The sequence below is a fragment of the Pseudogracilibacillus sp. SE30717A genome (genome assembly GCF_037071985.1).
Taxonomy (GTDB): Bacteria; Bacillota; Bacilli; order Bacillales; family Amphibacillaceae; genus Pseudogracilibacillus.
On the sequence record NZ_JAXHDF010000008.1, the window covers coordinates 224,373 to 235,978 of the forward strand.

The 11,606-nt window shown below is 32.7% G+C and carries 16 protein-coding genes; 7 read left to right on the forward strand and 9 right to left on the reverse strand.

Translation table 11 applies throughout. From position 1 onward, the window contains the following. Positions 1-6: 6 nt before the first annotated feature. The 9 genes from SPD48_RS14305 to SPD48_RS14345 all read right to left on the reverse strand — a co-directional run bounded on the left by SPD48_RS14305 (position 7) and on the right by SPD48_RS14345 (position 5,737). Complete coding sequence (locus tag SPD48_RS14305; RefSeq protein ID WP_336258801.1) at positions 7-594, reverse strand: helix-hairpin-helix domain-containing protein; 588 nt, start codon at positions 592-594, stop codon at positions 7-9. Between the two features lie 118 nt (positions 595-712). Beyond that, complete coding sequence (locus SPD48_RS14310) at positions 713-1,456, reverse strand: class I SAM-dependent DNA methyltransferase (protein WP_336258802.1); 744 nt, start codon at positions 1,454-1,456, stop codon at positions 713-715. A 1-nt stretch (position 1,457) separates the two neighbouring features. Then, positions 1,458-1,808, reverse strand: a complete 351-nt coding sequence (rsfS, locus tag SPD48_RS14315; protein ID WP_336258803.1) for a ribosome silencing factor — start codon at positions 1,806-1,808, stop codon at positions 1,458-1,460. After that, positions 1,809-2,381 carry a bis(5'-nucleosyl)-tetraphosphatase (symmetrical) YqeK gene (gene yqeK / locus SPD48_RS14320; protein WP_336258804.1) on the reverse strand — a complete coding sequence of 191 codons (573 nt, stop codon included), beginning with the start codon at positions 2,379-2,381 and terminating at the stop codon, positions 1,809-1,811. Further along, on the reverse strand, positions 2,368-2,940 hold the full coding sequence (locus SPD48_RS14325) for a nicotinate-nucleotide adenylyltransferase (protein WP_336258805.1): 573 nt from the start codon (positions 2,938-2,940) through the stop codon (positions 2,368-2,370). Before SPD48_RS14325 ends, yqeK begins: the two co-directional genes overlap by 14 nt. 25 nt (positions 2,941-2,965) lie before the next feature. Continuing rightward, positions 2,966-3,259 carry a ribosome assembly RNA-binding protein YhbY gene (gene yhbY, locus SPD48_RS14330; protein WP_336258806.1) on the reverse strand — a complete coding sequence of 98 codons (294 nt, stop codon included), beginning with the start codon at positions 3,257-3,259 and terminating at the stop codon, positions 2,966-2,968. A gap of 5 nt (positions 3,260-3,264) precedes the next feature. Next, positions 3,265-4,098 (reverse strand): shikimate dehydrogenase, encoded by an 834-nt coding sequence (gene aroE, locus SPD48_RS14335; protein ID WP_336258807.1) that lies wholly within the window; start codon positions 4,096-4,098, stop codon positions 3,265-3,267. An 18-nt stretch (positions 4,099-4,116) separates the two neighbouring features. Continuing rightward, positions 4,117-5,220, reverse strand: a complete 1,104-nt coding sequence (gene yqeH / locus SPD48_RS14340) for a ribosome biogenesis GTPase YqeH (RefSeq protein ID WP_336258808.1) — start codon at positions 5,218-5,220, stop codon at positions 4,117-4,119. Continuing rightward, on the reverse strand, positions 5,210-5,737 hold the full coding sequence (locus SPD48_RS14345) for a YqeG family HAD IIIA-type phosphatase (RefSeq protein WP_336258809.1): 528 nt from the start codon (positions 5,735-5,737) through the stop codon (positions 5,210-5,212). Before SPD48_RS14345 ends, yqeH begins: the two co-directional genes overlap by 11 nt. 305 nt (positions 5,738-6,042) lie before the next feature. On the opposite strand from SPD48_RS14345, the gene SPD48_RS14350 reads away from it, so the two are divergent. The 7 genes from SPD48_RS14350 (at position 6,043) to mnhG (ending at position 11,571) form a co-directional block, all read left to right on the forward strand. Then, entirely contained in the window at positions 6,043-6,168 is a 126-nt protein-coding gene (locus tag SPD48_RS14350) for a sporulation histidine kinase inhibitor Sda (protein WP_336258810.1), read from the forward strand. Between the two features lie 113 nt (positions 6,169-6,281). Continuing rightward, entirely contained in the window at positions 6,282-8,618 is a 2,337-nt protein-coding gene (gene mbhE / locus SPD48_RS14355) for a hydrogen gas-evolving membrane-bound hydrogenase subunit E (RefSeq protein WP_336258811.1), read from the forward strand. Then, on the forward strand, positions 8,618-8,956 hold the full coding sequence (locus SPD48_RS14360) for a Na(+)/H(+) antiporter subunit C (RefSeq protein ID WP_336258812.1): 339 nt from the start codon (positions 8,618-8,620) through the stop codon (positions 8,954-8,956). Before mbhE ends, SPD48_RS14360 begins: the two co-directional genes overlap by 1 nt. Continuing rightward, positions 8,949-10,424, forward strand: coding sequence for a Na+/H+ antiporter subunit D (locus tag SPD48_RS14365; protein ID WP_336258813.1), 1,476 nt, complete (start codon positions 8,949-8,951; stop codon positions 10,422-10,424). The genes SPD48_RS14360 and SPD48_RS14365 overlap by 8 nt, the downstream gene beginning before the upstream one ends. A 7-nt stretch (positions 10,425-10,431) precedes the next feature. Beyond that, entirely contained in the window at positions 10,432-10,908 is a 477-nt protein-coding gene (locus SPD48_RS14370; RefSeq protein ID WP_336258814.1) for a Na+/H+ antiporter subunit E, read from the forward strand. Beyond that, positions 10,905-11,222, forward strand: coding sequence for a Na(+)/H(+) antiporter subunit F1 (locus tag SPD48_RS14375; RefSeq protein ID WP_336258815.1), 318 nt, complete (start codon positions 10,905-10,907; stop codon positions 11,220-11,222). Before SPD48_RS14370 ends, SPD48_RS14375 begins: the two co-directional genes overlap by 4 nt. Then, the gene (mnhG, locus tag SPD48_RS14380; RefSeq protein ID WP_336258816.1) at positions 11,197-11,571 is read left to right on the forward strand and encodes a monovalent cation/H(+) antiporter subunit G; all 375 of its coding nucleotides are present in this window, start codon (positions 11,197-11,199) and stop codon (positions 11,569-11,571) included. The genes SPD48_RS14375 and mnhG overlap by 26 nt, the downstream gene beginning before the upstream one ends. The last annotated feature ends 35 nt before the right edge of the window (positions 11,572-11,606 follow it).

The window sequence follows — 11,606 nt, forward strand, 5'->3', positions numbered from 1 at the left end:
TATTCGTTATGGAATAATGATATCATCTTTAAAGTTTTCCAATGTTTTTTCACCGATACCATTAATTTCTAAGAGGTCTTCTACTTTCTGAAATAAACCGTTCTCTTCCCGATAATCAATAATCGCTTGGGCTTTTGCAGGTCCAATTCCGTTTAATGTTTCAATTTCTTCTTTTGACGCTTGATTAATTCTGATTTTTTGACCATCGCTTCCACCTTGAAAATCAGTTACAGTAACTTCGTCTCCTTTTTTTGGTACGATAACAACCATTTCATCTTGGAGTATTTGCGATAAATTTATATTATTTTGATCTGCTTCACTTGTAAAATCTCCAGCTTCTTTAATAATATCAATCACTCTTGTGCCCTGAGTAATCTCATATACTCCAGGATATTTAACTTCCCCTTTAATATCGATCATCATCGTTTCATTTTGTTCATCTTCTTCTATTTCTTCAACAAATTCAAACGTATCTTTAAACTCTATCTCTTTCTCTACTTGTTTAATTTCTTTTTTTCTCACAAATAAAAAACCGACAAACAAAAATAAAACACTAATAAAAACAAGTACATTTTTTTTCGATAAAAAAGACAATAATTCTCACTTCCCTCCCAGTTATTGAATGAAAGATCACTATTATTATAAAGAGATACTATGCAGATGTAAAATGGATAAAAAAATAAAAATAGCTAAGAAGTAGAGATTCTTCCAGCTATTTTTGAACACATATAAAAATCCGTTCACTATTTTTTTCCGAAAATTGATTTTCTATTAAAAAATCACCATAAATATCTATTTTAGAAAATCCACTTGCTTTTAATAAGTCCTTATAAACATTTATTTCATAAACCTGCTGATGATGCGTTTCGTCAAATCGTGAATAATGCTGTTTATCTTTCTGAAAAAATGTTAAGTAATGATACATTTCTCCACGTTTCTCACCCTGTTCACATTCCCAAATATAAGCTATATCTTCGGTTACATCCGCAAATGTATGATTAATAAGCTTTTCTTCAGCATAGTAAATGCTATGAATATCGAAAATAAACATACCCTGTTCTGTTAAACTTGCATGGACACGTTTAAACACATCGAGTAAATCTTCTTTTTCCGTGATATAGTTTATAACATCACAGTAACTTACCATTAAATCAATTTTGTTAAATCCTTCCAAATCGCGGATATCTTGTTTTATCCAAGATATCTTTTTGTTGCGATTTAACGCCTTTTGAGCCGCTGCAGTTAACATCTCCGTTGAGTAATCTACTCCTGTTACATCATAACCCAGATCTGACAATCGGATTGCAATTTCACCCGTACCACAACCTAAATCCACAATTGATTTAATTTCTTTGTTACTTTGATGAATGAGAGCATTCGTAAAGTTCACCCATTGCTCATATGGCGCGTGATTCATTAACATATCATAAATATATGCAAATCGATTATAAGACATATTAACTGTTATCTCCTATAGATACTTCGCTCGCATCTCCCCAAAGTCTTTCTAAATTATAATACGTTCTTTCATCTTTATGAAAGATGTGACAAATGATATCCCCTATATCGATTAAAATCCAACGAGCTTGCTCAAATCCTTCGATTCTTTTTATTTCATGGCCCTTTTCTTCAAGTGATTCTTTAACTGAACGCGCAATTGCCTGTACTTGTCTTTCATTATTTCCGTGGCAAATGACAAAATAATCAGTAACTGGTGTTACATGTTGCATATTAAGTACAACACAGTTTTCCGCTTTACGGTCTTCACAAGCCTCTACTACGATTTCGAGTTTTTCTTTTAAGTTCACTTAATCGACCCCTCTCATACTATTCGTAAACTGATTATACGCTAAAAATGTGTCTGGATAGACTTTTATATCCTTATTTACTAAATGAATGATCGTATTTTTTAATACCTTTTGTGCAGCTAAATCAAGATCTTTATTTACAATTTCCCTTACCTCGTTCACACCTGGAAATTTCCTCCCCGGTTCAATATAATCTGCTACAAATACGATTTTCTCTAGCTTACTCATCTTTTCTCTAGCTGTCGTATGATAATATATTGCATTTAAGACGTCTTGATCCGTAACACCATAATCTTTTTCAACTACCCTTGCACCAACTGGGCCATGCCAAAGTTCTTTATTATAGTTAAAAAGTGTTTTTGGTAATTGATAGAAATAAATTGAATCTTTTAACTGATGTGTAGGATCACATTTTGCAATATCATGTAATATTCCCGCTAATGCAGCTTTCTCGGTAGATTCTTTGTACCTTTTTGCTAATTCTACTGCGGTTTCTTCTACTCTGAGTGTATGTTCATAACGAGCTATTTTTAATCTTTTTTTCACAATTTGTCGAGCCTCATTTAAATCCATATAATCGATGCTCCTTTATATATGAATATACTTGTTCAGGTACGAAAAAATGGATAGGCCGTTCTTCGATAATTCTTTGTTTTATTTCAGTTGAAGAAGTTTCAATTAATGGGATATTTACTTCAAGAATAGGATAATCTGTGCTTAATGTATATCCGGAACGTTTCACCCCAACAAATTGAATCAATTTTATTAGCTCATTAATTTCTTGCCAATGTGGTAAATATTCTACCATATCAGCACCAATAATAAAGTAAAACTGTATCATTGGAAAACGTTTTTTTAATTGTTTCACTGTTTCTATCGTATATGATTTACCTATCCGTTCCATTTCAATTGTATTCACTTTAAAATAAGAAAATTCTTTCGTTACTTCTTCTAACATACCAATCCGATGTTGATTAGACATCATCGCTTGCCTTTTGTGAGGCGGTTCATTCGTTGGAATAAACCAAATCTCATCTAAAGATAATGCATGCTTTACTTCATCAGCGATAATAAAATGTCCGATATGTGGTGGATCAAAAGTGCCGCCTAAAATACCAACTTTTTTCATCATTGCCTCTATCCATTTCTACTAACTATTATTCAGGTAATATTATGGTCTTGTTCTTCTCAGATTCTTTATATAATACGATATTATTCCCAATTATTTGGACTATTTCAGCTTCAGTTCCTTCAGATAATTGTTCTGCCACAACATGTTTGTCTTCAAGACAATTTTGTAAAATATTCACCTTTATTAATTCCCTTTTTTCTAAAACATCTACTATTTGTTCGATCATATTTTCATTCACACCACTTTTACCAACTTGGAATATTGGTTTTAAATGGTGAGATTTTGCACGTAAAAATCTCTTTTGTTTCCCTGATAACATATGAATCAACCTTCCAAAATAATTTGTAACTGCTCATCCAGTTTTTCCATTTCTGGTCTTGTATTCGTCCAAATTTCAAAAGCATACTGTGCTTGATATAATAACATTGTATGTCCAAAATGAATAGATCTATGTAAACTTTTTGCCTCTTGTAAAAATGCTGTCATTAATGGTTGATAAACTATATCACTTACGATGACATTTTCATTTACATTCGTCAAAGATATTATCTTTTTTTCTTCGTGAGGCTTCATTCCTACAGACGTAGTTTGGATGATAATATCGAATTCAGATAAAGTCTTCTCTGCCTCATTTAACGTAAGAACGTTACCAATTGTTTGATTGTCCAACAAGTTTTGAGCTTTTTCCGTTGAACGATTCGCAATTGAAACATTTCGGAATCCTTTATGAATTAGAGCATAATATATTCCTTTCGACGCCCCTCCAGCACCTAAAAGTAAAATTTTGAGATTATTATTTTTTTCTAGAGACGGGAATTTAGTTAAAAGAGATCGTACATAACCAGTTCCATCTGTATTATATCCAATCCACTTTCCATTTTTGCAAAGAACAGTATTGACTGCTCCAATTTGCTCTGCCTGTCCATCCAACTCATCAAGATAGTCTAAGATTTTTTCTTTATATGGTACTGTGACATTAAATCCGTGTAGATTTTTTGACTTTAATTGTTTTATCGCTTCTGAAAAAGAGCGATGACTGTCTATCTCAAAAATTGAATACGTACCTTCTATATTTGTACGCCTAAAAAACTGTTCATGGATCCATGGTGATAATGAATGCTTAATAGGATATCCGATTAACCCTAAATTATATTTCATGATTTTCCCCCTATATACTTAATTAAATGATTTACGAATTGAAACAGCGACACCTTTAGGAGCATAAGCGTTCACTGTTACTTCACCATTTAGAATTGTTACCCAGCCTAATCCTGGAAAAACGATATCTGTATATTCATCTGAGATACGGTATGAATTTTTTACTAATGGCGGTAATTCATTCAATGTTACCTCATCTGGCGGGGATAATAATTCGCCAACTTGTCTTTCATATAAAGAATCAGCATTTTCTAGTTTAGTTCGATGAATAGGTACTTCATTTGCAAAATAACAAACAAAGGTTTGCTTATCTCCTTTTACAAAGTCAAGGCGAGCTAACCCTCCAAAAAATAGTGTTTGACTCTCGTTTAACTGGTAATTTCTTGGCTTTATTTCTTTTTTAGGTGTGATAACTTTTAAATCTGTTTTGGACACATAATGTGCCATTTGATGGCGATTCATTATTCCTGGTGTATCAATAAGAGAACTATCGCGATCTAATGGAATTTTAATAAAACCAAGCGTTGTTCCCGGAAAATAAGATGTTGTAATTGCTTCTTTTACTCCAGTTGATCTTTTTATAAACTGATTAATAAATGTAGATTTCCCTACATTCGTTACACCAACAACATAAATATCTTTACTTTGACGACGGTATTCCATTTCAACTGCTAATTCATCTAGCTGGTGACCTATACTAGATGAAATTAAATAGACATCAACTACATTTATTCCCGCTTCTTTCGCTTTACTGAACAACCAATGTTTTAGCTTACGCTGATTTGTCGACTTAGGCAGTAAATCAACTTTGTTACCGACTAACAAGATAGGGTTTGCTCCTACAATTCTTGGTAAACTCTTTAATAATGTACCCTCAACATCGAATATATCAATTAGATGAACTACTAAAGAATCGGTAGTATTTATCGAACTAACCATATCTAGGAAATCATCACTTTCAAGAGCTACTGTTTCGTGTTTATTATAGTGACGGAGCTGAAAACATCTTTTACATAACAAATTATTCTTTTCCAATGAGGATTTAGGAATATAACCAATTTCCTTTTCGTTAATTGTTTGTAATTCAACACCGCAACCTTCGCAAATTAAGTTATTCTCCACCTGTCATTCTCCTCGTTAATTTACCTTTTCGGTAAAAGTAATTTAAAATAAGTCTTTCCATATTTCTGTTAAACTTCGTGATCGGAGCATCAGATTGCACAATAGGAACAACTAATATCGTATAAAATCCCGCACGGTTACCTCCAAGAATATCAGTAAGCAATTGATCACCGATGACAACTATTTCGTCTCGGTTTAATTGCATTTGTTCATTAACTTGTTTGAATGCACGCTTCAGTGGCTTATTTGCTTTAAATACAAAAGGGGTTTTCAATGGTTCAGAGAAAACAGTTACTCTATCCTCATTATTATTTGAGAAGATAGTAACTTTAATGTTTGCATCCTTCATTTTTTTTAACCAGTTAATTACTTCTTCCGTTGCATATTCTACATTCCAAGGAACGAGCGTATTATCTAAATCAACGATAATTCCTTTCTTTCCTTCAGTTTGTAAAAATTCAGGTGTTACATCAAAAATACTATTTACATGTTTATTAGGTAAAAATAAATTTAACAAATACTCACCTCAAGTAATTATAATACTACATAATCATTTGTATCTATTATAATATACTCTCACATTTTGTATATCTATGTCTATTATGTGCAAATCATATAAAGTGTTCGACAAATTTCACCGCTCTTTCAACTTGTGGATAACTTTATTAACATCAGAATCGTTGGTTCATCAATGTTACATGAGAAAATAAACAAATAACTAACAACTTACCTACAGCATAATGTGCATAAGTCACTGCTTGTTCAGCAATTCATTTCATGATAAATTAAATTCAAGATAATTTCGTGTAAAGGAGTATACGTATGGACTGCTTATCGGACAGATTGTTATTAGAAGCATATGAAAAAGCTAAACAATTGAAGTTAAATAGAGATTTCATTCAGATGATAGAAGAAGAAATAAATCGAAGAGCGATTCAACAAAAATAGACGATTTACTATTATTCTTTATTTTTTAAATGAATAGCTTTATACTAATTGTTATGATATATATTCTTTAATTTAGTTTAAATGGTTGTTGCAGAATGGAGGATCTCAAAGTAATGATTTTCGCAGTATTAGCACCGTTATTCATCGCACTATTTGTTCCATCGATCGGTAAGTTGAAAGATAAAATTCATACCGGCGTTTTTGTTTTTTTTGTACCCTTTGCAATATTTCTTTATTTTCTACAATTTATAGGGACAAACTTTACACCTCTTTCCCAAACATATAATTGGATACCTTCTCTACATATTAATTTCGATCTTTATTTAGACGGTCTAAGCCTCTTATTTGTTCTTCTTATAAGTGGAATTGGATCGCTTGTTGTGCTTTATTCCATCTTTTATTTAGATCGTTCTGAAAGATTGGGACAATTTTATGTTTACTTATTAATGTTTATGTCAGCCATGTTAGGAATTGTATTGTCGAATAACGTTTTTATCCTTTATACATTTTGGGAACTAACATCAATCTCTTCCTTCCTGTTAATTGGTTACTGGCATTTTAAAGAACGTTCCAGATATGGTGCTTTGAAATCAATGCTCATAACAATTTTCGGTGGATTGAGTATGTTTGGTGGATTTATCTTATTATCCGTTATCACAGAAACAACAAATATTCAAACAATGATTGAGAGAACGGATCTCATTCTAAATAGTGAATATTTGCCTTTAGCACTAGGTTTTATTTTACTCGGGGCCTTTACTAAGTCGGCTCAATTCCCATTTCATATCTGGTTGCCAGATGCGATGGAAGCGCCTACTCCTGTTAGTGCTTACCTTCACTCAGCAACAATGGTGAAAGCTGGACTTTATCTAGTTGCTAGATTTTTCCCGATTTTTTCAAATTACGAATGGTTCTTTATTATCGTAAGTATTTTTGGAATCATCACTTTATGCTGGGGTTCTTATATGGCCGTTAGACAAACTGATTTAAAAGCTATTTTAGCCTATTCTACAATTAGCCAACTAGGGATGATTATGGCAATGTTAGGATTTGGTACAAATATAGCTATTTTTGCTGCAGTTTTTCATATCTTGAACCACGCAACCTTTAAAGGAAGTCTATTTATGGTTGCAGGAATTGTTGATGTTCAAACTGGTACAAGAGATATTAGAAAACTTGGTAAACTATTTACACTTATGCCGATCACAGCTACATTGGCATTATTTGGTACCTTTTCAATGGCCGGTTTTCCACTTCCCTTTTTAAATGGCTTTTATAGTAAAGAATTATTTTTTGAATCAACAATAGGATTGCAAGCAGGTTCAAGTTCGATTTCGGCGATACTTGCATCAATCATCCCCTATCTAGCAGTCATAGGGAGCATTTTTACATTTGTTTATTCTATGTATTTATTTTTTGGAGTTTTCGGAGGCAAGAAAACAAAAGAAGTGTCTTTACCTTCCAAACCAAAAGAACCGCGAATTGGAATGTTAATTTCGCCAATTATATTAGTTCTTGGTGTTATTACTATTGGTCTTATCCCAAATTCTTTTAATCAGACATTTTTAGCTCATGCTGCAGCAAGTATCAGTCCTACAGCTAATGTCGAAACAATTGCTTTTTGGCATGGACTTTCAACACCATTTATAATGTCGTTAATTGTCGTTTTGATTGGAACAATTTTAGCATTAACTAGAAAATCATGGGCAACTATTTATAACATATTCCCAGGAAGATTAAGCTTCAACCATGTTTATGATTCATCAATAAAATCGCTTGATAAACTCAGTAATAAAACTACAAACACGTATATGACAGGATCATTGCGACTTTACATGATTATTATTCTTGGAGCACTCGTGACTTTTTCATTTATTTTTATGTATAACACGGATGGATTTTCAATTGACTTTACTGATTTAGCTTCCATTACTACAATTGAAATCGTTGTGGTCATTGCAATCACTGTAGCTGCAATCGGAACATTGTTCTCGAATCATAATGTTGCTGCCATTTTAATCCTAGGGATAACAGGTTATGGTGTTGCTATATTATTTGTTTTATATAGAGCCCCAGATTTAGCACTAACTCAACTAGTGATAGAAACCATTACGATGGCTTTATTCTTATTATGTTTTTACCACTTTCCGCGACTTACTAAACGTAATGAATCAAAATCAACGATTACATTTAATCTAATTGTTTCAATTGGTTTTGGTCTTTTAATGACCATGATTGGGATTTCAGCACTAAGTAGTACATGGTTTGATAAAATATCGGAATATTTCATTGAAACATCGCTTCCAGTTGGTGGCGGGAAAAATATCGTTAACGTTATATTAGTTGACATGCGTGGAATTGATACCTTGTTCGAAATTGCTGTTTTAGGTCTTGCAGGACTTGCAGTATTTGGCCTCATTAAAGTTAGAAATAATAAGGAGGCAAAATAATGGAATTTATCATTTGTATTTTAGCCGGGATTCTTTTTGCAACCGGAATCTATAATTTATTACAAAAGCAGTTATTGCGGATTGCGATTGGCACTGGATTGGTCTCACATGCTGCTCATTTATTTATTTTGACAATGGGGAAATTAAAACGAGGACAACCACCGGTTATCCAAGAGGGAGTAACACAGTACACGGATCCACTGCCTCATGCATTAATTTTGACATCCATTGTCATCAGTTTTGGAGTAACAAGTGTGGTACTTGTGTTAGCTTATCGGACTATCAAAGAAAATAATACGGATAACATGGACCAATTGAGGGGTACTGAATATGAGTAATTTAGCTGTCTTACCTATTATTATCCCGTTATTTGCAGGGATTTTAGTAGCTTTTTTCCATAATAAATTAAGCATTGCACGATTTATTTCAAAAGTACTTATTTTAATTAATCTAGCGGTTACTGCCTATATTGCAAGTGTAGTATTTGAATCCGGTAGTATCATTTTAGAAACTGGTAGTTGGCCAGCACCATACGGCATCATTTTTGTTGCTGATCCACTGTCTATATTGCTCGTTGTGACAACCAACATTTTATCTGTTGCTTGTCTGTTTATTGCACCAAAATTAGTTTCTGATCAAAAGGAAAGCTATTATTTTTACACGTTTACTTTTTTATTGATCAGTGGAGTTTCTGGTGCATTTCTGACTGGCGATTTATTTAACCTTTTTGTATTTTTTGAAGTATTATTAATGGCTTCCTATGGGTTAATTGTTCTTGGAGGAAATAAAACACAACTAAGAGAATCGTTAAAGTATGTTCTAATTAACTTGTTTTCTTCCGTTGTTTTTGTTACGACAGTAGCTTTTTTATATGCTGTAGTTGGTACAGTTAACATGGCGCATATTGCTGAACGAGTACAGGAAGTAGATCAGCAAGGTATTTTAACAACAATCGGTATTGTATTATTTTTCGTATTTGCTACGAAAGCAGCATTATTTCCGCTTTATTACTGGATGCCACATTCCTATATTGTACCTAATCCGGTAGTTTCTGCATTATTTGGAGCACTTTTAACGAAGGTTGGTATCTATTCCATCCTTAGAATATATACATTGATCTTTGATATAAACATGGATATGACGAAAACCTTTTTCATTGTAATTGCTGGCCTATCAATGATATTTGGTGTGATCGGTGCTCTATCAACGACAAATATTAAGTTATTGATTGCATATAATGTAATTCCATCTATCGGATTTATCTTATTAGGACTGGCACTTTTCAATGAAAGTGGATTAAGCGGATCTGTGTATTATTTAATTCATGATATGATTATTAAAGCGGCTCTCTTTTTAATCGTCGGGGTAATTGCTTATGGAGCTGGAACATCAGATCTCCGAAAAATGGGCGGCCTAATTCATGAATATCCGAAGTTGGGTTGGATTCTTTTTGTAGCAGCGTTTGTCTTGGCTGGTATACCACCTTTCAGTGGGTTTATAGGAAAATTACTGCTCTTAGAAGGAGCGTTTCAATCCGATCATGTCATTATAGCTATTGTAGGATTACTTACTAGTTTATTAATTCTCTACTCTGTAATGAAAATATTTATATATGGATTCTGGGGAGAGAAAAAAGAAAACTTTGTAAAAAAACAAATGACTGGAATGCTGTTTCCGATTGTATTTCTCTTATTTTTCTCTGTACTATTAGGGGTTGGTGCAGAATTCATTTACCCTTACATTGAAACAACAGCCAATTATTTACTTGATCCAGAAATCTATATAAATTCTGTTTTAAAGGAGTAAAGAACTTATGACCTTTCAAATAGTAGTGAACGTAATTATATCCTTTATGTGGATGTTTTTAAGTGAAAGTTATACATTCACCACCTTTCTTTTTGGATATATATTAGGTGCACTGTTACTCTTACTTTTAAATCGGTTCTTCCCAAGCCGTTATTATTTAGCACCAATTTATAAAATGATCGTTTTATTTCTTATTTTTATCCGGGAATTGATTTTATCAAATATTGATATAGTTAAGATAGTTTATAAAAGAAAACCGGATGTCGAGCCTGGAATATTTGCTTTACCAATTGATGTAAAGAAAAATTGGGAAATTACATTGCTTGCCAATCTCATTACGTTAACTCCTGGAACATTGTCAGTTGCTATATCGGATGACCAATCCAAAATTTTCATACATGCGATGCATATTGATGATATTCAGGAATCAATTAATGATATAAAAAACACATTTGAAAAAGCTATAATGGAGGTGACAAAATGATTGAAGTGTTACACCAAGTTGAAGAACTACTGCATATAGCTGTTATTATCTGTTTTGTCGGTATTGCTTTATCACTCATTTTGCTCATCTATCGTGTTTTAGTAGGTCCGTCAAATCCCGATCGAGCAACGGCATTAGATGTGATCGGTGTATGTTTAATGGCAACTGCAGCGTTAACCTCTATCTTATTAGTCACAACAAAGCTGAATGATGTTATCTTATTAGTTGGCATACTATCATTCATCGGCACATTAGCTTTGGCAAAATATATTGAAATGGGTGTTATCATTGAGCGAGATCGAGATCTTGATTAGCATTATTATGAATATAATAATTATTTTTTTACTGCTATTTGGTACATTTTTCATTTTCTCAAGTGCTCTTGGTATTATACGGTTTCCTGAAGTATATACTCGATTGCATGCTGCAACGAAAGCACCTACTTTAGGTATTATAAGTATATTACTAGCTGCATTTTTATTTTTATACGGATCTCATCAATTAGTAAGTGGAAAATTACTATTAGCAATTGTTTTTATTTTGTTATCTTCTCCTGTAGCCGGACATATGTTATCTCGAGCTGCACATAAAAGTGGTATTAGCCCTTTCTTAAGACATCGAGAAGATGAATATGAAAACTATCTAAAAAATAAAGAAGGTTAAAGACCTATTCAGAAGACTTATTTTATAAGTCTTCT